At 71.2% G+C, this 22085-nt stretch carries 17 protein-coding genes; 13 read left to right on the top strand and 4 right to left on the bottom strand.

Going from position 1 to position 22085, the window contains the following annotated elements; all coding sequences use genetic code 11:
• Positions 1–164 precede the first annotated feature (164 nt).
• The gene (locus OTB20_RS37660; RefSeq protein ID WP_267824448.1) at positions 165–1166 is read right to left on the bottom strand and encodes an aldo/keto reductase; all 1002 of its coding nucleotides are present in this window, start codon (positions 1164–1166) and stop codon (positions 165–167) included.
• Positions 1167–1246: 80 nt separating this feature from the next.
• Here OTB20_RS37660 and OTB20_RS37655 point away from each other — a divergent pair, with 80 nt between their 5' ends.
• The 6 genes from OTB20_RS37655 to serA all read left to right on the top strand — a co-directional run bounded on the left by OTB20_RS37655 (position 1247) and on the right by serA (position 11019).
• A complete protein-coding gene (locus OTB20_RS37655; protein ID WP_267824447.1) occupies positions 1247–2203 on the top strand; it encodes a 2-hydroxyacid dehydrogenase in 957 nt (318 codons plus the stop codon).
• Positions 2204–2484: 281 nt separating this feature from the next.
• Positions 2485–5352, top strand: a complete 2868-nt coding sequence (locus OTB20_RS37650; RefSeq protein ID WP_420716572.1) for a putative bifunctional diguanylate cyclase/phosphodiesterase — start codon at positions 2485–2487, stop codon at positions 5350–5352.
• Between the two features lie 215 nt (positions 5353–5567).
• A complete protein-coding gene (locus OTB20_RS37645) occupies positions 5568–7457 on the top strand; it encodes an acetolactate synthase large subunit (protein ID WP_267752205.1) in 1890 nt (629 codons plus the stop codon).
• A 31-nt stretch (positions 7458–7488) separates the two neighbouring features.
• Complete coding sequence (gene ilvN, locus OTB20_RS37640) at positions 7489–8013, top strand: acetolactate synthase small subunit (protein ID WP_267824446.1); 525 nt, start codon at positions 7489–7491, stop codon at positions 8011–8013.
• A gap of 139 nt (positions 8014–8152) precedes the next feature.
• Positions 8153–9154, top strand: coding sequence for a ketol-acid reductoisomerase (ilvC, locus tag OTB20_RS37635; RefSeq protein WP_267824445.1), 1002 nt, complete (start codon positions 8153–8155; stop codon positions 9152–9154).
• Positions 9155–9429: 275 nt separating this feature from the next.
• Complete coding sequence (gene serA / locus OTB20_RS37630) at positions 9430–11019, top strand: phosphoglycerate dehydrogenase (protein ID WP_267824444.1); 1590 nt, start codon at positions 9430–9432, stop codon at positions 11017–11019.
• 89 nt (positions 11020–11108) lie between these two features.
• On the opposite strand, the gene OTB20_RS37625 is transcribed toward serA, so the two are convergent.
• On the bottom strand, positions 11109–12650 hold the full coding sequence (locus OTB20_RS37625) for an MFS transporter (RefSeq protein WP_267824443.1): 1542 nt from the start codon (positions 12648–12650) through the stop codon (positions 11109–11111).
• A 102-nt stretch (positions 12651–12752) separates the two neighbouring features.
• On the opposite strand from OTB20_RS37625, the gene OTB20_RS37620 reads away from it, so the two are divergent.
• The 3 genes from OTB20_RS37620 to OTB20_RS37610 all read left to right on the top strand — a co-directional run bounded on the left by OTB20_RS37620 (position 12753) and on the right by OTB20_RS37610 (position 15333).
• Positions 12753–13340 carry a TetR/AcrR family transcriptional regulator gene (locus OTB20_RS37620; RefSeq protein ID WP_267824442.1) on the top strand — a complete coding sequence of 196 codons (588 nt, stop codon included), beginning with the start codon at positions 12753–12755 and terminating at the stop codon, positions 13338–13340.
• Positions 13341–13471: 131 nt separating this feature from the next.
• Positions 13472–14467, top strand: a complete 996-nt coding sequence (locus OTB20_RS37615) for a GlxA family transcriptional regulator (protein ID WP_267824441.1) — start codon at positions 13472–13474, stop codon at positions 14465–14467.
• A 110-nt stretch (positions 14468–14577) separates the two neighbouring features.
• Positions 14578–15333 (top strand): MBL fold metallo-hydrolase, encoded by a 756-nt coding sequence (locus tag OTB20_RS37610; RefSeq protein WP_267824440.1) that lies wholly within the window; start codon positions 14578–14580, stop codon positions 15331–15333.
• 32 nt (positions 15334–15365) lie between these two features.
• Here OTB20_RS37610 and OTB20_RS37605 read toward each other — a convergent pair whose 3' ends face one another.
• Positions 15366–16679 carry a PucR family transcriptional regulator gene (locus OTB20_RS37605; RefSeq protein WP_267824439.1) on the bottom strand — a complete coding sequence of 438 codons (1314 nt, stop codon included), beginning with the start codon at positions 16677–16679 and terminating at the stop codon, positions 15366–15368.
• Positions 16680–16881: 202 nt separating this feature from the next.
• On the opposite strand from OTB20_RS37605, the gene OTB20_RS37600 reads away from it, so the two are divergent.
• The 4 genes from OTB20_RS37600 to OTB20_RS37585 all read left to right on the top strand — a co-directional run bounded on the left by OTB20_RS37600 (position 16882) and on the right by OTB20_RS37585 (position 20821).
• Positions 16882–17808, top strand: coding sequence for a proline dehydrogenase family protein (locus tag OTB20_RS37600; RefSeq protein WP_267752213.1), 927 nt, complete (start codon positions 16882–16884; stop codon positions 17806–17808).
• Positions 17809–17859: 51 nt separating this feature from the next.
• On the top strand, positions 17860–19491 hold the full coding sequence (gene pruA, locus OTB20_RS37595; RefSeq protein ID WP_267824438.1) for an L-glutamate gamma-semialdehyde dehydrogenase: 1632 nt from the start codon (positions 17860–17862) through the stop codon (positions 19489–19491).
• A gap of 251 nt (positions 19492–19742) precedes the next feature.
• On the top strand, positions 19743–20615 hold the full coding sequence (locus OTB20_RS37590) for a hypothetical protein (protein WP_267824437.1): 873 nt from the start codon (positions 19743–19745) through the stop codon (positions 20613–20615).
• A complete protein-coding gene (locus OTB20_RS37585; RefSeq protein ID WP_267824436.1) occupies positions 20612–20821 on the top strand; it encodes a hypothetical protein in 210 nt (69 codons plus the stop codon). The genes OTB20_RS37590 and OTB20_RS37585 overlap by 4 nt, the downstream gene beginning before the upstream one ends.
• Here the strand turns inward: OTB20_RS37585 and OTB20_RS37580 are convergent.
• Entirely contained in the window at positions 20818–21519 is a 702-nt protein-coding gene (locus OTB20_RS37580; RefSeq protein WP_267824435.1) for a nitroreductase family protein, read from the bottom strand. The genes OTB20_RS37585 and OTB20_RS37580 overlap by 4 nt on opposite strands.
• Positions 21520–22085 lie beyond the last annotated feature (566 nt).

The following is a 22085-nucleotide window of genomic DNA, read 5'->3' as shown; positions in this document are numbered from 1 at the left end:
CCCTTGACCTGGCCTTGGACCCGGTCCATGGCGCTGGCCTCGTCCCCCGTCGTGTCCGTATCGCATCGCCGTACTCCCCTCCGGTCCTCCGATCGTGCCCTCACATGACCCAACAGCGCCGACCATGCCCCAAGTTCCGCCACTCGTACACTCGATCGAGTGGTTCAGGCGCCCACCGGCACCGGCAGCTCCGACAACTCCACCAGGTCCCCGGCGGTCAGCCGGACCTCGGCCGCCCGCGCGTTCTCCGCCGCCCATCGAGCCTGCCCCGCCCCGGGCACCGGCACCACCTGAGGACCCTGCGCCAGCACCCACGCCAGCGCGACCTGCGCCGCCGTGACCTCGGGTCCGTGCCGCCGGGCGACCCGCCGCAGCCCCGCCACCAGCACCTGGTTCGCCGCCATCGCGTACGCCGTGAACCGCGGATGCCGGGCCCGCACGTCCTCGGGCTCGAACCCCTCGCCCGGGGTCAGCGTCCCGGTCAGGAACCCGCTCCCCAGCGGCATCGCCGCCAGGAACCCCACCCCCCGCGCCGCGCACCACGGCAGCAGCCGCCACGCCGCCTGCGGGGACCACACCGACAGCTCCGCCTGCACCGCGCTCACCGGAAACACCTGCTGCGCCCGCTCGAGGTGCCGCACGGTCGCCTCGTACGCCCGGTCCCCGCGCCGCCCCGCGCCCGGTCCGGTGCCCGCCCCCAGCGCGCAGAAGCCCAGCGCCCGCACCTTCCCCGCGGCCACCAGCTCCGCCAGCGCCCCCCACGACTCCTCGACCGGCACGTCGGGGTCCACCCGGTGCAGCTGGTACAGGTCTATGACGTCGGTGCGCAGCCGCCGGAGCGAGGCGTCGCAGGCCCGCCGCAGGTATCCCGGGCGCCCGTCGGCCACCACGTGCAGCCCGTCGGCCCGCAGCCCCACCTTGGCGGACACGAAGGCGTCGGACCGGCGCTCGCGCAGTACCCGGCCGAGCAGCAGTTCATTGGTGTAAGGGCCGTACAGATCGGCGGTGTCCAGCAGGCTGGCGCCCAGGTCGAGAGCCGTGTGCACGGTGTCCAGCGAGTCCTCGCGCCGCCTGCGCGAAGGCGAGTACGCCCCGCTCATCGGCATGCACCCGAGGCCTATGGCACCCACCGTCAGCGCCCCCGCCCCGATCGCCCTGCGCTCCACCTGTGCCTCCCCCCTGGTCCGCCCGGTCCGGCACACAAACTAACGGCTCGATCCGGATCCCCTGGCATAGCCTCCTGATCATGACTGCAGAGATCCGCGAGGCCCTCGACGTATGGCTCCCCTTCCCCGCCGAGGAGGTCGAGGGCCTGCCCGATTCCTTCCGCTACCGGCACTGGGACGGTGAAGAGGCCTTCCCGGCCGATCCGGCCGCCTGCGTCTTCTACGTCACCCCGTACATGAAGTCCCCGGCCGTCACCCTGCGTCCGCTGTCCTCGATGCCCCGGCTGCGAATCGTCCAGACCCTGACCGCCGGTGTCGACCACGTCCTGGGCGGCCTCGGCGACCTGGCTCCCGGCGTACGTCTGTGCAACGCCAAGGGCGTCCACGACGCCAGCACCGCCGAGCTGGCGCTCACCCTGATCCTGGCCTCCCTGCGCGGGATCCCCGGCATGGTGCGCGGCCAGGACCGCGAGGAGTGGCGCTTCGGGTTCTACGAGGCCCTCGCGGACAAGTCCGTACTGATCATCGGCTACGGGGCCGTCGGCGCGGCCATCGAGGACCGGCTCGCGCCCTTCGAGTGCGAGCGGATCGTCCGGGTCGCGCGGACGGCGCGCACCACGGCGCGCGGGCCGGTGCACGCCCTCGCCGACCTGCCCCAACTCCTGCCGGAGGCCGATGTGGTGATTCTTTCGACGCCGCTCACCGAGGAGACGAAGGGACTCGCGGGCGCCGCGTTCCTCGGCCGCATGAAGGACGGTGCGCTGCTCGTGAACGTGGCCCGCGGACCCGTCGTCGACACCAAGTCCCTCCTGGTGGAGGTGGAGTCGGGCCGGCTGCGTGCCGCGCTGGACGTCACCGATCCCGAACCGCTGCCTTCAGGCCATCCGCTCTGGCATGCTCCGGGTGTTCTGATCACGCCCCATGTGGGCGGCAGCAGCTCCGCGTTCGAGCCGCGGGCGAAGCGTCTGGTGGCCCGTCAGCTCCGCCGGTTCGCCGCCGGAGAGCCCGTGGAGAACACGGTGTTGATCACGGAATGAGGCGCGGTGCGCACGCTCCGCGTTCGCCCGAATGCGCTCGGTGGACACAACTCCGCTGTTGGTGACGGAGCGTAGAGAAACTATGTCCCTGAGTGACGGAATTGGTGTATCGTCCGGACCAAGGGGCGGCGCCACGAACGTCTGGCGCTGGGGAGTGATCGGACACCTGGGGGGCGACGGGCGATGCACGGCCAATGGACGAAAGATCCGATGCGGCGAAGCCGCCGGAGGCGACGGTGTCGCGAGTGGGCTGCGCCGGAACCAGCCAGCGAGGGGGACCGGTGAACGCCCCGGGGGCGGCGCTCCTGACCCGCCAACCCCTCGCCGGCGGCGCCAAGGGCCTGGCGATGCAGCTCCTCCTCGCGGTGGTCAGCAGCGGATACGCGGTGGGCGCCGCCCTCGGCTGGGGCTCCGAGGAACTCGCCGAGATCATGGGCGACTTCGGGCTCAGCGCCGCAGGCCTGCTGGCCGCCGTCTCCTGCTTCACGTACGCCCGGGCCATTGACAGCCGGGAGCGCCCGGCCTGGCTGCTGTTCGCGTTCTCCTCGCTCATGGGCGGCTGCGGCAACGCCATCTGGGGCTGGTACGAGGTGGTCCTCGGCGAGGTCGTGCCGAAGCCCTCCATCGCCGACTTCGCCTTCCTCTGCTTCGCCCCGCCCGCCATCGTGGGCCTGCTCGTCCTCGCCAAGCGCCCGGTCAACAGGGCCGGCTGGGTCTGCCTCGGCCTCGACTCCTGGCTCATCGGCGGCTCCCTGATCACCCTCTCCTGGAGCCTGGCCCTCGCGAACGCCGCGCGCACCGCCCAGTCCGGCGCCCCCGGGTCCGTCCCGGGCGCGGCCCTCTCGCTCGCCTACCCGCTCCTGGACATCGCGCTCGTCTCGATGGTGCTGGTGCTGCACTTCCGCCGCTCCGAGGCCAACCGATCCGCCGTCAACACCGCCATCGCGGCCCTCGCCCTGACCGTGCTGAGCGACGCCCTCTTCACCTCGCCGCTGCTCAGGTCCGAGTACCAGTCCGGCCAGCTCCTCGACGCCGGCTGGTTCGCCGGCTCGCTCCTCCTGGCCTACGCGCCCTGGGGCGCCCGCCGCCTCCACCCCGGCCCCGAGCCCGCGCGCGCCGAGCGGCCGCACAGCCGTCCCATCACCGGCTCCCTGCCCGCCCTCACCCCGTACCTCGCGGCCGCCGTCTGCACCCTCGGCATCCTCTACAACGTGGTGGACGGCCGGAAGGTCGACCGGGTCGTCGTCTTCACCGGTTGCACGGTCGTGCTCGCCCTCGTCATCCGCCAGGGCATCATGCTGCTCGACAACATCGCGCTGACGCAGGAACTGGCCCAGAAAGAGAACCATTTCCGCTCCCTGGTCCAGGGTTCCAGCGACGTCATCATGATCGCCGCGCCCACCGGCACCCTGCGCTATGTCAGCCCCGCCGCCGCGGGGGTCTACGGCCGCGAGGCGGAAGAGCTGGTCGGCAGTGAGCTGGCCACCCTGATCCACCCGGACGACCTGGGCCGCGTCGTCCACGAGGTGCGCCGATTCCTGGCCGCGCCGCCCACCGAGGAGCCGACCACCCGCATCGAGTGCCGGTTCAGGTCGGGCGCCGGCGAGTGGCTCAACGTGGAGTCCACGGTCAACCGCCACCAGGGCGGCCTCATCCTCAACAGCCGCGACGTCACCGAGCGGGTCCGGCTCCAGGCGCAGCTCCAGCACAGCGCCGAGCACGATCCGCTCACCGACCTCCCCAACCGGGCCCTGTTCACCCGCCGGGTCCGCCAGGCCCTCGGCGGCCGGCGGGCCGGGGACCACAGCACCGCCGTGCTCTTCATCGACCTCGACGGCTTCAAGGCGGTCAACGACACCATCGGCCACCAGGCGGGCGACGAACTGCTCATCGAAGCCGCCCGCCGGCTCCAGGACTCGGTCCGGGCCGGGGACACCGCGGCCCGCCTCGGCGGCGACGAGTTCGCCGCGCTGATCCTGGGCGACGGCAGTCGCGACCACACCGCCCGTGAGTACCAGGTCCACGAGATCGCCGACCGGCTGCGCACCACCCTCTCCCAGCCGTACCGGATCTCCGGGAGTGAGGTCAGGGTCGCCGCCAGCATCGGAGTGGCCTTCGCGGATCCCGGCATCACCCCTTCGGACCTCATGCGCAACGCGGATCTCGCGATGTACCGGGCCAAGGCGGGCGGCAAGGACCGCGTCGAGATGTACGCGCCCCAGATGCAGGCCGAAGTCGTCCGCAAGGCGGAGCTGGCGGGGCGGCTGCGCTCCGCACTGCACGACGGAGAGTTCGACCTGCTGCACCAGCCCGTGGTCTCCCTGGCGTCCGGGGAGGTCTCGGCCGTGGTGGCGCAGGCCCGGTGGCGTTCCGCCCAGGGGATCCTGTTCACGCCCGCCGAGTTCCTGCGGGTCGCCGAGTACAGCGAGGGCGGGCACCCGTCCGTGCCGGACCCCTCGCGCACCGCCGAGCTGGGGCGCTGGCTGCTGGAGGAGGCCGTCGGACAGGCAGCCGAACGCCACCGGGCCGGGCACGACGTACCCGTGGCCGTACGGATGACCGCGCAGCGGCTCCTGGACCGGTCGATGCCGCTGGGCTCGGTGGAAGCCCTGCTCACCCGGAACGGCCTGCCGTCGGGGGCGCTCGTCCTGGAGCTCGCCGTCTCCGACCCCAGGGTGCCCTTCGATGACCTGGAGCGCCGCCTGGCGGCGCTGCACCGGCTCGGGGTACTGATCGCCCTGGACGGCTTCGGCAGCGGCTACGCGGCCATCAGCGCCCTGCGCAGGCTCCCCGTGGACATGCTCAAGCTCGACCGGGGCCTGGTCGAGGGGGTCGTGGAGTCCCCACGGCTGCACAAGATCACCGCAGGCTTGTTGCGGATCGCAAACGACCTCGGCATGCAGTCCGTGGCGGAGGGAGTGGACCTGCCGGAGCAGGTCATGGCGCTGCGCGCGATGGGCTGCACCCATGGACAGGGAATGGCCTTCTCCGGCCCTCTGGACGAGTACAGGCTGCGGCGAGCGCTCGTGCGCGGTACGTTCCCAGTACCGGGCGGCGCAGCCCAACCCGCGTTGGCCGGTGGCTCGCCAGGGGGCTCGATGGTTATCCGCAGAGGCTCACATAATGAGACGCCCGTCCCACCCGCTTGACATCACCCTCCCGCCGGAGGGAGGGTCAATGCCATGCGCACCCGAATTCTCGTACTTGGAAAGCGCGTCGGCTGAAGCTGGGACCAGCATGTCCCCGCTCAACGCACCCGACGCGCTCCCCTCGCTTGCCTCCCGGCACGAGGGGTTTTTTGTTGCACTGGCAACGTCGAATCTCGTAAAACCCTCCTCGTAAAACCCTCAGCTTCGAGAAGAGAATGCCGATGACCGAGCAGGCCACCGGGGCCCACCATCCGCAGCCGCGGGCCCGTTCCGGCGGACACCAGTCCGCCGCAGTTGAGCACGTCACGGGTGCGCAGTCCCTCATCCGCTCTCTCGAAGAGGTGGGGTGCGACACCGTCTTCGGCATCCCGGGTGGCGCCATCCTCCCGGCGTACGACCCGATGATGGACTCCAAGAAGGTCCGTCACATCCTGGTCCGCCACGAGCAGGGGGCCGGCCACGCCGCCACCGGCTACGCGCAGGCCACGGGCAAGGTCGGCGTCTGTATGGCCACCTCCGGCCCGGGCGCCACCAACCTGGTCACCCCGATCGCCGACGCGCACATGGACTCCGTGCCGCTCGTCGCGATCACCGGCCAGGTCTCCTCCAAGGCGATCGGCACCGACGCCTTCCAGGAGGCGGACATCGTCGGCATCACGATGCCGATCACCAAGCACAACTTCCTGGTCACCAGGGCCGAGGACATCCCGCGCACGATCGCCGAGGCCTTCCACATCGCCTCGACCGGCCGCCCGGGCCCCGTCCTGGTCGACATTGCCAAGGACGCCCTGCAGGCGAAGACCACGTTCTCGTGGCCGCCCACCCAGGACCTCCCCGGCTACCGTCCGGTCACCAAGCCGCACGCCAAGCAGATCCGTGAGGCCGCCAAGCTCATCTGCCAGGCCAAGCGCCCGGTCCTGTACGTCGGCGGCGGCGTCATGAAGTCCGGCGCCACCGCCGAACTGAAGGTCCTCGCGGAGCTGACCGGTGTCCCGGTCACCACCACCCTGATGGCCCTGGGCTCCTTCCCCGACAGCCACCCGCTGCACGTGGGCATGCCGGGCATGCACGGCGCGGTCACGGCCGTCACCGCCCTGCAGAAGTCCGACCTGCTGATCGCCCTCGGCACCCGCTTCGACGACCGCGTCACCGGGAAGCTGGACAGCTTCGCCCCGTTCGCGAAGGTCATCCACGCGGACATCGACCCGGCCGAGATCGGCAAGAACCGCGCCGTCGACGTCCCGATCGTCGGTGACGCCCGCGAGGTCATCGCCGACCTGATCCAGGCGGTCCAGGCCGAGCACACCGACGGCAACGCCGGCGACTACAGCGCCTGGTGGAAGGACCTCAGCCGCTGGCGCGACACGTACCCGCTGGGCTACGAGAAGCCCTCCGAGGACATGCTGTCGCCCCAGCAGGTCATCCAGCGCATCGGCCAGCTGGCGCCCGCGCACACCATCTACGCGGCCGGCGTCGGCCAGCACCAGATGTGGGCCTCGCACTTCGTCGACTACGAAGAGCCCCGCACCTGGCTGAACTCCGGCGGCGCCGGAACCATGGGCTACGCGGTCCCGGCCGCGATGGGCGCCAAGGTCGGCATGCCGGAGCGCACGGTCTGGGCGATCGACGGTGACGGCTGCTTCCAGATGACCAATCAGGAACTGACCACCTGCGCGCTGAACAACATCCCGATCAAGGTCGCGATCATCAACAACGGTGCGCTGGGCATGGTCCGCCAGTGGCAGACCCTGTTCTACAACCAGCGGTACTCCAACACCGTGCTGCACGCGGACGAGACGGGCCAGGACACGGCGGTCGGCTCCCAGCTCGGCGAGTCCAGCGCCCCCCGCAAGGGCACCCGCGTCCCGGACTTCGTCAAGCTGTCCGAGGCCATGGGCTGCGTCGCGCTGCGCTGCGAGGACCCGGCAGACCTGGACCGGGTCATCGCCGAGGCCAACGCCATCAACGACCGCCCGGTCGTCGTCGACTTCATCGTCCACGAGGACGCCATGGTGTGGCCGATGGTCGCCGCCGGCACCTCGAACGACGAGGTCATGGCCGCCCGGGGTGTCCGCCCCGACTTCGGCGACAACGAAGACGACTGAGCCGAGAGAGCCGAGAGAGAGAACGACTCACATGTCCAAGCACACGCTCTCCGTCCTGGTCGAGAACACGCCCGGCATCCTCGCCCGGATCGCCGCGCTGTTCTCCCGCCGCGGGTTCAACATCGATTCCCTCGCGGTCGGTGTCACCGAGCACCCCGACATCTCGCGCATCACCATCGTCGTGAACGTCGAGGACCTCCCGCTCGAGCAGGTGACCAAGCAGCTCAACAAGCTGGTCAACGTGCTCAAGATCGTCGAGCTGGAGTCGCACAACGCCATCGAGCGCGAACTCGTTCTGGTGAAGGTCCGCGCCGACAACGAAACGCGCTCGCAGATCGTCGAGATCGTCCAGCTGTTCCGCGCCAAGACCGTCGACGTCTCCCCGGAGGCCGTCACCATCGAGGCCACCGGCGGCACCGACAAGCTGGGCGCGATGCTCAAGATGCTGGAGCCCTTCGGCATCAAGGAGCTCGTCCAGTCCGGCACGATCGCCATAGGGCGCGGCGGCCGGTCCATCACGGACCGCAGCCTGCGCGCGCTCGACCGCAGCGCCTGAGCCCGTCCGGGCCGGTGACCGGCCCGGACGCGCCCCGCCCGTTCCCTTCTCGCTCGCTCGTATGGCGAGACCGAGAACCACGTATTCCGTTCCCCGCCGTACGGTGGGAGCAACACCAGCGCACCAAGGAGATATCCCAGTGGCCGAGCTGTTCTACGAGAACGACGCCGACCTGTCCATCATCCAGGGCCGCAAGGTCGCGGTCATCGGCTACGGCAGCCAGGGCCACGCCCACGCGCTGTCGCTGCGTGACTCCGGCGTCGACGTCGTCGTCGGCCTGCACGAGGGCTCGAAGTCCAAGGCCAAGGCCGAGGAGCAGGGCCTGAAGGTCAAGTCCGTCGCCGACGCGGCGGCCTGGGCGAACGTCATCATGATCCTGACCCCGGACCCGCTCCAGGCCGAGATCTACGCCGCCTCCATCGAGCAGCACCTGGAAGAGGGCGACGCGCTCTTCTTCGGCCACGGCTTCAACGTCCGGTACGGCTTCATCAAGCCCCCGGCCAACGTCGACGTCGCCCTGGTCGCCCCGAAGGGCCCGGGCCACCTGGTCCGCCGCCAGTACGAGGAAGGCCGCGGCGTGCCCTGCATCGCCGCCGTCGAGCAGGACTTCACCGGCAAGGCCTTCGACCTCGCGCTGTCCTACGCGGCCGGCATCGGCGGCACCCGTGCCGGCGTCATCAAGACCACCTTCACCGAGGAGACCGAGACCGACCTGTTCGGTGAGCAGGCCGTTCTCTGCGGTGGCGCCTCCGCGCTCGTGAAGGCCGGTTTCGAGACGCTGACCGAGGCCGGCTACCAGCCGGAGATCGCGTACTTCGAGTGCCTGCACGAGCTGAAGCTCATCGTCGACCTCATGTACGAGGGCGGCCTGGAGAAGATGCGCTGGTCGGTCTCCGAGACCGCCGAGTGGGGCGACTACATCACCGGTCCCCGCATCATCACCGACGCCACCAAGGCCGAGATGAAGAAGGTCCTCGCGGAGATCCAGAGCGGCGAGTTCGCCAACACCTGGATGGCCGAGTACAAGGCCGGTCTGCCCAAGTACAACGCGTACAAGAGCGCCGACGAGGCCCACCTGCTGGAGACCACCGGCAAGAAGCTCCGCAAGCTGATGAGCTGGGTCGACAACGACGAGAGCTGATCGCCTGTGCGGCGGGCCGGGACGGTGCGTTCCGGCCCGCCGCACACCGCTTCCGGCACCCGCTCGACGGGCCTCCTGGAGGCCCGCTTGTCCACCCCGGCCAATCTCGTGCGGGTGATCCTTCCGTACAGGCGGAATTACCTTCCGGATCCGCCACTACACTGCTCAACACAACGCGTCAGGCCCACAGTGTCGTGCGTCTTCCACGCGGCTACCGCCCTCCACCGCCTGCGGCCGTCGGGACGGCCGTCCGCACTGGACTTGTGAGGACCCACGTGAGCTCGAAACCTGTCGTACTCATCGCCGAAGAGCTGTCGCCCGCCACTGTCGAGGCGCTCGGCCCGGACTTCGAGATCCGGCACTGCAACGGCGGCGACCGTGCGGAGCTGCTCCCCGCGATCGCGGACGCCGACGCGATCCTGGTCCGCTCCGCGACCAAGGTCGATGCCGAGGCCATCGCCGCGGCCAAGAAGCTGAGGGTCGTCGCCCGCGCCGGCGTCGGTCTCGACAACGTCGATGTGTCCGCCGCCACCAAGGCCGGCGTGATGGTCGTGAACGCTCCGACCTCCAACATCGTCACCGCCGCCGAGCTGGCCTGTGGCCTGCTCGTCGCGACGGCCCGCAACATCCCGCAGGCCAACACCGCTCTGAAGAACGGTGAGTGGAAGCGGAACAAGTACACGGGCGTCGAGCTCAGCGAGAAGACCCTCGGCGTCGTCGGCCTCGGCCGCATCGGCGTCCTGGTCGCCCAGCGCATGTCGGCCTTCGGTATGAAGATCGTCGCGTACGACCCCTACGTACAGCCCGCGCGCGCCGCCCAGATGGGCGTCAAGATGCTGACGCTCGACGAGCTGCTCGAGGTCGCCGACTTCATCACCGTGCACCTGCCCAAGACCCCCGAGACCCTCGGTCTCATCGGGGACGAGGCCCTGCACAAGGTCAAGCCGTCCGTCCGCATCGTCAACGCCGCCCGCGGCGGGATCGTGGACGAGGCCGCGCTGTACTCGGCCATCAAGGAAGGCCGCGTGGCCGGCGCCGGCCTGGACGTGTACGCGAAGGAGCCCTGCACGGACTCCCCGCTGTTCGAGCTCGACCAGGTCGTCTGCACCCCGCACCTCGGCGCGTCCACGGACGAGGCCCAGGAGAAGGCCGGTGTCTCGGTCGCCAAGTCGGTGCGCCTCGCGCTCGCCGGCGAGCTCGTGCCCGACGCGGTCAACGTCCAGGGCGGGGTCATCGCCGAGGACGTCCGTCCCGGCCTGCCGCTCGCCGAGAAGCTCGGCCGCATCTTCACCGCCCTCGCGGGCGAGGTCGCGGTCCGCCTCGACGTCGAGGTCTGCGGCGAGATCACCCAGCACGACGTCAAGGTGCTCGAACTCTCCGCGCTCAAGGGTGTCTTCGAGGACGTCGTCGACGAGACGGTCTCCTACGTCAACGCCCCGCTCTTCGCGCAGGAGCGCGGGGTCGAGGTCCGCCTGACCACCTCCTCGGAGTCCCCGGACCACCGCAACCTGGTGACCGTCCGCGGCACCCTGTCGGACGGCCAGGAGGTCTCGGTCTCCGGCACGCTCGTGGGCCCGAAGCACCTGCTGAAGATCGTCGGCATCGGCGAGTACGACGTGGACCTGGCTCTCGCCGACCACATGGTCGTCCTGCGCTACGCCGACCGCCCGGGCGTGGTCGGCACCGTCGGCCGCATCCTCGGCGAGGCCGGCCTGAACATCGCGGGCATGCAGGTCGCCCGCGCCGAGGAGGGCGGCGAGGCCCTCGCGGTCCTCACGGTCGACGCCGAGGCCCCGGTGAACGTCCTCGCGGACATCGCCACCGAGATCGGGGCCGTCTCGGCCCGCACGGTCAGCCTCGTCTGACAGCGCGGCCGGCCTTTCGGCAGCTGACGTAAGCGAAGGGCCCGGGGTTTCCCCCGGGCCCTTCCGCGTGCCGGACGCTCCTACGCCGCTCAGCGCGCGAGGGCTCCGCCGGCCGCGGCCCGCTCCGCCGGGGCGGGGGCCTGTGCTCCGCGGCCCCGGAGCAGGGCCGCGGCGAGCACCGCCGCCGCGAGGAGGAGGACCGTAGCGCCCCAGGCCGCGTACTGCATTCCGTGGACGAAGGCCTCCCGGGCCGACGCGAGGACCTGCCCGCCGGCCGCGCCGCCGAGCTGCTGCGCGGTGGCCACGGCTCCGCCGAGGGTCTCCCGTACGGCGGGCTCGGCGCCGGCCAGGTCGGAGCGGTAGACGGCCGTGCCCAGGCTGCCCAGGACGGCCATCCCCAGGGCGCCGCCGAACTCCTGGCCGGTCTCCAGCAGGGAGGCGGCCGAGCCGGCCTTCTCGGCGGGGGCGGCGCCGAGCGCCATGTCGGAGACCAGCGACAGCACGGTGACGAGGCCGGAGGCGAGGACCCCGGCTCCGGTCAGCAGCAGCCACAGCGAGTCCGTGTCGACCAGGCCGATCAGGGCGAAGCCGGCGGCGGCCAGGACGAAGCCGCCGGAGATGACGTAGGCCCGGTCGGTCTTCTGGGCGAGGGCCGCGCCGAGCGGGGCGGCCGCGCCGATGACCACCGAGGGGGCGAGGCTCCAGAGGGCGGCTTCCAGGGTGCCCATGCCGAGCACGGACTGCAGGTACTGGGTGGTGAAGTAGGCCGAGCCCATCATGGCGAAGGCCGCGATGGTGTTCAGGCCGATGCCCGCGCCGAAGCCGCGGCCCCGGAAGAGGGCCCGGGAGACCATGGCGTCGTCACGGGTGCGCTGGCGGCGGACGAAGACGTAGCCGAAGGCCAGGCCGGCGGCCAGGCAGCCGGCGCGCAGCGGGGTGAGGCCCTCGGCGGCGATCTCCTTGAGGCCGTAGACCAGCGGCAGCACGGCGGCCATCGACAGCGGCACGCTCAGCAGGTCGAAGCGGCCGGGCGCCGGGTCCTTGAACTCGGGGACCAGTACGGGGACCAGGATCAGCAGGAGCAGCATCGCGGGCACGTTGACCAGGAAGACGGAGCCCCACCAGAAGTGGTTCAGCATCACTCCGCTCATCACCGAGCCGAGGGCGATGCCGCCGGTCATGGCGCCGGACCAGATCGCGATGGCCTTGCCGCGCTGCCTGTCGTCCTGGAAGAGGTTGCGCACGAGGGCGAGCGTGGAGGGCATCAGGGTCGCGCCGCCGATACCGAGCAGCACGCGGGCCGCGATGAGCATCTCGGCGCTGGAGGCGTAGGCGGCGGCGACGGAGGCGAGCCCGAAGGCGGCCGCGCCGATCAGCAGGAGCTTGCGGCGGCCGATCCGGTCGCCGAGCGAGCCCATCGTGACGAGCAGACCCGAGAGGGCGAAGGCGTAGCTGTCGAAGATCCAGAGCTGCTGGGTGGCGCTGGGATCGAGCTCCCGTGTGATGGCCGGGATGGCGAAGTAGAGGACGGAGACGTCCATCGAAACCAGGAGCAGGGGCAGCACCAGGACCGTGAAGGCGGTCCATTCGCGGCGGCCGGCGAGGCGCGCTGTGGTAGCGGGGTTCGTCATGAGGAGCAATGTACAGACGTCATAAACGTTTGTCTAGAACGAACGTATAGAACGTATGTATAGAACTTCCGTCTAGGGCGGCTGTCTTGCTACCGTGTCGTCATGGGACATCGTGAAGATCTGCTCGAAGGCGCCAAGAAGTGCCTGGTGGAGAAGGGTTTCGTGCGCACCACCGCGCGCGACATCGTCAGCGCCTCGGGTACGAACCTGGCGTCCATCGGCTACCACTACGGCTCGAAGGACGCCCTGCTCACTCAGGCCTTCATCGCCTTGATGGAGGAGTGGGGCGAGATCTTCCAGTCCGGCGTGACCGGGGCGGGCGGCTCGCTGGAGCGGTTCCGCCAAGTATGGGAGGGCGTCCTCGCCCAGCACGAGGAATCGGGCCGGGTCTGGTCGGCCAGCCTGGAGGTCGCGCTGAGCGGCGACCGGCTGCCGGACCTGCGGGCGATGCTCGCGGCCTCGCAGGCGGAGGGACGCCGGGGCCTGATCTCGATGCTGACCGGCACCCCGGAGGACGAGCTCGACGAGCGGGACGAACGCACGCTCGGCACCTTCTACCAGGCGCTGCTGAACGGCCTGATGATCCAGTGGCTGTTCGACCCGAAGTCGGCGCCGAGCGCCGCGGAGTTCACCGAGGGCATGCGACGCGCCTCCGAGGCGCTGACGCGTCCCGCGGCGGATCCGGAGTAGTCGCCGAAACCGCTGCTGGGGCGCTGAACTGCGCCGCGTCGCACCGCACCGCACTGCGCCGCGCGGCCGATGGCCGGATGTGCCAGATCCTCGTCATTGCGGCCATTCGGGGAGGCCGTGATGATCAGGGCATGCCCGAAACGCGCAGAGTCGTCATCGCCGCCTTCCCCGGGGTGGAGCTGCTGGACGTCACCGGCCCGGCCGAGGTGTTCTCCGTGGCCACCCGGGTCATCGGCGGCGACCGGCCCGCCTACCGGGTGCGGATCGCGACGGCCGACGGCGGCGAACTGCCGACGGGCAGCGGTGTCCGGCTGCTGGCCGACCTGACCCTGGACGAGGTGGACGGACGCGTCGACACCCTGCTCGTCGCCGGCGCCATCGACCTGGCCGACGGCGCGGTGGAGCCGGTGGTCGACGCCCGGGTCACCGCCTGGTTGCGGCGGGCGGCGCCGCGGGCCCGCAGGACGGGTGCGATCTGCGCCGGCGCCCACCTGCTGGCCGCGGCCGGGCTGCTCGACGGCAGACGCGCCACTACGCACTGGCTGACCGCCGCCAGGCTGGCCGCCGAGCATCCGCGGGTCACCGTCGACCCGGACCCGATCTTCATCCGCTCCGGAACCATGTGGACCTGCGCCGGTGTCACGTCGGGGATGGACATGGCGCTCGCGATGGTCGCCGAGGACCACGGCCGGGCAACGGCCCTGGCCACCGCCCGGATGATGGTCATGTACGTCAAGCGATCCGGCGGCCAGAGCCAGTTCAGCGTGCCGCTCTCCGTGCAGGACGAGGCTCCCGCCGACGGCCGGGCCGAGGACCGGATCGACGAACTGCGACGGTGGATCGCGGACCACCTCGCCGATGACCTCTCGGCCGAAGCCCTGGCCGAACGACTGCACTTGAGTGTGCGTCACTTCACCCGCGTGTTCCGCCGCCACACCGGCACCACGCCTGCCGCCTACGTGGAGGCCGCCCGTCTGGAGGCCGCCCGGCGGTTGCTGGAGGAGAGCGACCACAGCCTGCCGGAGACGGCCACGGTCAGTGGTCTGGGCTCGGTGGAAACCCTGCACCGCTCCTTCCGGCGCAGGCTGGGAACCACCCCCGCGGAGTACCGCCGCCGCTTCCGGTAGCCATCCCCGCACCACGCGCCACGCGCCACGCGCCACGCACCGCCAACCGCCGCCCGGCGGATCCCAGGCATGCCCGCACCCGCGGCCGCCGCGACACCCTGGAGCACGCCATGTCCCGTACGAAGGTCCTCCCGATCCCGGTCCTGGGCCGGCACGCGGTCAACGCCTACCTGCTGCTGGGCCGCCGACCGGTGATCGTCGACGCCGGGACGCCCGGCAGCGGCCGGCGGATCATCGACCGGATCACGGAGTACGGGGTGGACCCGGCCGACGTCTCCCTGATAGTCATCACCCACGGCCACATCGACCACTTCGGTTCCGCCGCCGAGCTGCACCGCCTCACCGGCGCGCCCGTCGCGGCCCACGTCGCCGACCTCGGACCGTTCCGTTCCGGCCGGGCCCGCGAACCGTACCGGCCGACCGGGCCGATGGGCCGTGCCATGGCCCGCCGCAAGGAACTCCACGTCCAGGTCGAACCGTTCGAGCCCGACGTGCTGATCAGCGCCGAGACCGGCCTGGAGGACTTCGGTGTCGAAGGGCGCGTCATGTGCACCCCCGGGCACACCGCGGGCTCCGTCTGCGTCCTCACCGAGGAGGGGGACCTCGTCGCCGGTGACCTCGTCGCCAACTCCTTCATGGGTCTCGTCCCCGGACGACCCGCCAACCCGCCCTTCCACGACGACCCGGCCGGCAACCTCGCCAGCCTCCGGGCGATGCTGGCCCTGAACCCCACCACCCTGCACGTCGGCCACGGCGCCCCCCTCGAGCCCGACCGGGTAAGGCGCTGGGCGCAGCGCGAACACCATCGCCTGACCCGGCTCGAAGCCGCCGGCCGCCTCACCGCACCCGCGCGGAGCCGGACCTGACCGTGGGCGCTCCCCGCGGATCGGGCCCTGGGTCAACCGTGCAGGCGGGTGGCCTTGAGGGCCATGTGGAGGAGCAGGCGGTCCTCGCCCTCGTCCAGGTCGAGGCCGGTCAGCTGCTCCACCCTGGAGAGGCGGTAGTAGAGGGTCTGGCGGTGGATGCCCAGGGCCGCCGCCGCGCGGCCCGCCTGGCCGGCGCAGTCCAGGAACACCTCGGCGGTACGGGCCAGTTCGGGGTTGGCCGGGCCGAGGAGTGCGCGGGCCACCGGGTCGTCCAAGGCCTCCTCGGCGACGGACGCCAGCATGCGGTAGGGCCCGATCGCGGACCACTGCGCGACCGGGCCGAGCCGCGGCCCGGCGGCGGCGGCCCGGGCGGCGGCGGTGGCCTGCTGCCAGGCGGCGGGCAGCCCGGTGAGCGCCCGCACGGGGTCCGACACCCCGGCGGTCATTCCTGTGGCCGCCCCGGAGGCCGCCCCGGCGGGGTGTACGGGGGAGCCGTCCTTGGCGCCGGCGGGCGTGGTCCGGGCCTTCCCACCGCCGGTGCCGGTGCCGGAGCCGAGGCCCCCCGCCCCGGTGCCCGTGCCCGCACCGCCGGCCGCCCCCGGCATCAGCCGGGAGATCGCCGTGAGGGCCGGAGCCAGCGGGTCCGTGCCGCGCAGGCGGATCAGGACCGCGAGGGAGGGCCCCGCCGGGCCGCCGCCGCCCGGGCGGGGTTCCTGCGCGCCGGCCCCCCGCGAGGGGACCACGCACACGGCCGCGGCTCCCGGGACCGAAGCCGGGGCCTCGCCGGGCCACGGGCTCAGACAGACCGCGGCGTGCGGTCCTTCGCCGCCCGGACCGAGTGCCACCCGTAGCGCGGCCACGGCCATGTCCTGCTGCCAGCCGCGCCCGGCGGTGAGCACCGCGAGGAACTCCCGGGACAGATCGGCCCCCGCCCGGGCCTCCTCCGCGAGGAGCAGCCCGATCCGCTGGGCCACCTCCATGGCGGCGGCCAGCGCGGCCGCGTCGGGGCCGGGTTCCTGATCGAGGAGCCATACGTAGCCCTGGACGATCCCGCGGTGGCGCACCGGCAGGCAGACGCGCCCCCGGAAGACGCCGGCGTCCGGGGCCGCCGGGATCCTGACCGGGCCGGTGGCGCGGGCGATGCCGAAGCCCTCGAACCAGGACCGGACGGCCGCCGTCGACTGGCGGGTCAGGATCGAGCGGGTGCGCACCGGATCCATGGCCAGGTCGTCGTCGCTGTCGTGCGCGCCGAAGGCGATGAGGCGGAAGTCCCGGTTCTCCAGCGTCGCCGGAGCGCCGAGCAGCGCCGAAATCTCGTCCACCAGGTCCTGGTAATCGCCCTTCACCCGCACATTCTCCCACCCCCGCGGCCGCTCTTCAGACAGATGTATGAGATCCGGGCCACGGATGCGTGACAGCTGTCGATGGCAGAGGATCGGGGAGATCCCTAGGTTTCACGGTGGTTTTACTTGCGTTTTCCCTATGGCCTCCGTCGTCCCGGCGCGGGTCGAATGTCTGCTTCTGCCCGCCACCCGTTGGAGGTCCCCCGTGCTGGGTCCCGCGATCCTCGCCGCCTCGCGCAGCGACAAGATGCGCCGAATCGTCTCTGCCGCCCCGGTGACCAAGCCCGTGGTGAACCGGTTCATCCCCGGTGAGACGGTCGACCAGGTCATCCCGATCGTCGAGGACCTGACGGGCAAGGGCCTGGAGGTGACCCTCGACGTCGTCGGCGAGGACATCACCACCGTGGAGCAGTCCCACGCCGCGCGCGACGCGTACCTCCAGCTCATCGAGCAGCTCGTCCCCCTGGGCCTCGGCGAGACCGTCGAGATGTCGGTGAAGCTGTCCATGTTCGGCCAGGCGCTGGAAGGCGGCCACGAGCTCGCCCTCGCCAACGTCCGCCCGGTCGTCGAGGCCGCCGCCGCCATCGGCACCACCGTGACCCTGGACGCCGAGGACCACACCACCCTCGACTCGATGTTCGCCATCCACGAGGAGCTGCGCCGCGAGTTCCCGCAGACCGGCTGCGTGATCCAGGCGTACCTGTTCCGCACCGAGGCCGACGCCCGCCGCCTGGCCGCCGCCGGCAGCCGCGTACGCATCGTGAAGGGCGCCTACAAGGAGCCCGCCGAGGTCGCCTACCAGGACAAGGCCGAGATCGACAAGGCGTACGTCCGCATCCTGAGGATCCTGATGGAGGGCGAGGGCTACCCCATGATCGGGTCCCACGACCCGCGCCTGATCGCCATCGGCCAGGAGCTCGCCCGCAAGGCGGGCCGCAAGCTCGACGAGTACGAGTTCCAGATGCTGTACGGCATCCGCGGCGAGGAGCACCTGCGGCTGGCCGCCGAGGGCCACCGGATGCGCGTCTACACGGCGTACGGGACCGACTGGTACGGCTACTTCATGCGGCGCCTCGCGGAGAAGCCGGCCAACCTGCTCTTCTTCCTCCGCTCGATGATCACCAAGAACTAGGCCCTCCCACTAGCTCAAGGCCCGCCCCCTAGCTCAAGGAGTTCCAGCCCCATGGACGCCGTAACCCAGGTCCCCGCGCCGGTCAACGAGCCGGTCCACTCGTACGCCCCCGGTACTCCGGAGCGCGCGCGCCTCGAAACGCAGCTGAAGCAGCTGTCCGAGAACCCGATCGACCTCCCGATGACGATCAACGGCGTCAAGCGGATGGGCGGCGGCGAGCGCTTCGACGTCGTGCAGCCGCACGACCACCAGTCCGTCATCGGTACGTACGCGAACGCCACCGAGACCGAGGCGCAGGAAGCCGTCGACGCCGCCCTCGCCGCCGCCCCGGCCTGGCGCTCGATGTCCTTCGACGACCGCGCCGCGATCATCCTGCGCGCCGCCGAGCTGCTGTCCGGCCCCTGGCGCGAGAAGCTGGCCGCCTCCACCATGCTGGGCCAGTCGAAGACCGCGCAGCAGGCCGAGATCGACTGCCCGTGCGAGCTCGTCGACTTCTGGCGCTTCAACGTGCACTTCGCCCGCCAGATCCTGGCCGAGCAGCCGGTCGCGAACTCCGCCGGCGTGTGGAACCGCAGCGACCACCGTCCGCTCGAGGGCTTCGTCTACGCGATCACCCCGTTCAACTTCACGGCCATCGCGGGCAACCTGCCGACCGCCCCCGCCCTGATGGGCAACGTGGTCGTGTGGAAGCCGTCCCCGACGCAGACCCACTCCGCGGTCCTCCTGATGGAGCTGCTGGAGGAGGCCGGCCTGCCGAAGGGCGTCATCAACCTGGTGACGGGCGACGGCATCGCCGTCTCCGACGTGGCGCTGACCCACCCCGAGCTGGCGGGCATCCACTTCACCGGTTCGACCAAGACCTTCCAGCACCTGTGGAAGACCGTCGGCACCAACATCGAGTCGTACAAGTCCTACCCGCGCCTGGTCGGCGAGACCGGCGGCAAGGACTTCGTCGTCGCGCACCCGTCGGCGGACCGCGCGACCCTGAAGACCGCACTGACCCGCGGCTCCTTCGAGTACCAGGGCCAGAAGTGCTCGGCGTCCTCGCGCGCCTACGTCCCGGCCTCGATCTGGAACGACGGCTTCAAGGAGGCCTTCGCGGCCGAGGTCGACGGCATCACCATGGGCGACGTCCGCGACCTGTCGAACTTCGTCGGCGCCGTCATCGACGAGCGCTCCTTCGCGAAGAACAAGGCCGCCATCGACCGCGCCGCCGCCGACCCGACCTGCGAGATCGTCGCGGGCGGCACGTACGACGACTCGAAGGGCTACTTCGTCCGCCCGACCGTCATCGCGTGCACCGACCCTTCGAACGAGATCTTCACGACCGAGTACTTCGGCCCGGTCCTGGCGATCCACGTCTACGAGGACGCCGAGTTCGACGCGATGCTCGAGCAGATGGAGTCCGTCTCGTCGTACGCCCTGACCGGCTCGATCATCGCCGGCGACCGCTACGCGGCGGCCGACGCGATGGAGAAGCTCCGCTTCGCGGCGGGCAACTTCTACATCAACGACAAGTCGACCGGCGCCGTCGTCGGCCAGCAGCCCTTCGGCGGCGGCCGCGCCTCCGGCACCAACGACAAGGCGGGCGCGGCGAGCAACCTGCAGCGCTGGACCTCGACCCGCTCCATCAAGGAGACCCTGGTCGCGCCGACCGAGTACGGCTACCCCCACATGGGCTGACGTCCGCCCCGCTGAACCCCGCCCCCGTTCCGGTACCCCCAAGTCCGGAGCGGGGGCGGTTTCCATTTCTCCGATCGACAACTCCTGCTAACCTGCCCGTAGTTGTCGTGTACGGCGACACGCTCCAGTACTCGGGCCCGGTTACCCGAGGGAGCTCAGGGCTCTCACGAGTTCCCGTACGGGGTGGGCTTCAAGGTTGGACACATACGTACCTCTACGCGTCCGCACCGGGACGGAGGCCGAGGAGACGTATGTCCAGTCGGACCGACAATCGCCACCGCGCCGCCTCCATCTGCCGCCGGGCCACGGGACTGCCGCTCCACGTCTGCCACAGGTGGGCAGCCGAAGGCCTCATCACACGGGTGCAGCCGGTTCCGGACGCCGTGGACGGCGGCCAGCGAGCCTTCGAGGCGGGGGTCGTCCTCGTTCTCGCGGACCGGTTGCGCCATGAGCAGGTGGAAGGCGCGCTGCTCGGGTTCACCCGGGCCGAACCGGGTCCCGGGGGGCTGACCTTGAGCCTCCACCCGGCCATGGCGGACCGCGTCGTCGCGGAGCTGCTGCCGCGCATCGACACGGAATACGGTGGCATGCGGGGCGTAGCCGGACTGCGGCTGACCGGTGGCCCGGGCCAGTGGCACCTGTCCGGGCTCCTGACGGGCGCGCGCATCCGGCTGATGCATCCCCATCCGGAGTGGACACCGCTCCTTCCCGACGACGGCGTCGGCACGAGCTACCTGTGGCGCCGCGACCCGAGCCGTCTGCACGGCATCGAGACCGGCCGGCCGTACGACCGTTGGGGCGAGGCACGGGACTGGCTCCTCAGCCGCCTGCTGCGCCGGGTCTCCCTGATCAACGAAGCCGGGGCCGCGCATGGGTGGGCGAACACCTACACCCACGGCAACCGGGGCGTGGTCGTCGAATGCTGTGCCGTCAGTGGGCAGCACATGACGCGCAGTCTGCTGCGCAGCGGTCTGACGATGGTCCCGCCGGACCTGACCGGGGGACACGAGCCTGACGAGGTGGCCACCGCGCACGGACAGCTTGGGCTCGGAGATGCGCTGGTCACCGTCCGGCAGGCGGGCTGCGCCGCACGCCCGCAGATCCTGCGGGGACGGACCCGATGATGCTGACCGCGGCCTGTGTGACGGCCGCCGTGCTCGGAGTCGCCAAGGTCGTGCGGGACTGGCTCATCCTGCGGCAGGTGCGGGCCGCGATGGAAGGCTGCTCGCCCGAGGACCGGGTGCGGATCGGGATGCGGCTGGCCGGGATGCTCGGCGGACGGGCGGCCGCCGCGGAGGAGCCGCCCGCCCCACCGGACGCGCCGGCCTAGACCTCCACGATGACCTGGTCGAGGGACTTGCGGACCAGGTCCGGGACCTCGCAGTCGGGGGAAGGGTAGCCGACGGGGATGACCGCGAAGGCCTTCTCGTTCTCGGGGCGGTTCAGGACGTGGGAGAGGAAGCGCATCGGGCTCGGGGTGTGGATCAGGGCGGCCAGGCCGGAGAGGTGGAGGGCGGACAGGAGCATGCCGACCGCGATGCCGACCGACTCGTCGACGTAGTAGTGCTTGTGCTTCGTGCCGTCCTCGCCGAGCCAGTAGCGCTGCTGGAAGACCACGATCAGGGCCGGGGCGTCGGTGAGGTGGGTCTTCACGGAGTCCGTGCCGATGGGGCGCAGGGCCGCGAGCCACTCGTTGCCGAGGCGGCCGTCGTAGGAGAGCTGCTCCTCCTGCTCGGCGGCCGCCCGGATCTGCTCCCGTACCGCGGGGTCCTTGACCAGGACGAAGGTCCAGGGCTGCTGGTGCGCCCCGGAGGGGGCCGTCGCGGCGCACGCGATGGCGTCCCGGACCACTTGCTCGGGCACCGGGTCGGGGGAGAAGTGGCGTACGGTCCTGCGCTCGTCCATCCGCGTCCGCAACTCGGCGGCCCGCGCCAGGGATTCCTCGCTCGGCATCCGCTCGGGCCGGTAGGCGGCGGGACGGTACGGCTGGCCGTGGATCGGGGTCCACTGCTGGGTATCGGGTGACATGGGGCGAGTCTGCCGAGGCAATGGTCCAGACCGCCAGAGTCGCGTCGGCCGAATCCGGCCGGTGGGCGATATTTCATGTCCGCATAGCGGCGACCTGTGGCGGGAGAGCCCGCTTGGTGCGGTCCGGGGATGAGCGACGAGGATGCGCATCTCGTACGGGAAGCCCTGCTGAGGCATACCTCGCAGCTTGCCGAGGGGGAGCTCGTCGCGCACGGGAGCGTGGTACAGCGGCTGGCGGGTGTGGGGCGGGGAGGTCGGGGTGCTCGGGCCCGGTGGGTCCGAGCGGCTCGCCGACGAGGAGGGGTCGACGTACGTGTGGGCGCCGCCCGGCGGCGGGGTGCTGCTCGACCCCACCGCCGGAGCTCTCCAGTTCGACTGGCGCGAAGGCGACGTCCTCCAGGCGGAGCCGGCTGCCTGCCCAGCCGCCGCCGGTGCCCGGCTAGGTCCTGTCTGGAGTCCGGATCACGAGTTCGGTAGATCGCCTGCGCGTGGAGGCCCGGTCTTGATAGGCCATCAGTCATGGCGCGAGGCGATCTCACCGACGAGCAGTGGACTCTGATCGAGCC

Source organism: Streptomyces sp. H27-H1, from assembly GCF_026627445.1.
In the GTDB taxonomy this organism is placed as follows: domain Bacteria; phylum Actinomycetota; class Actinomycetes; order Streptomycetales; family Streptomycetaceae; genus Streptomyces.
This window is presented reverse-complemented; position numbering and strand designations above follow the sequence as displayed.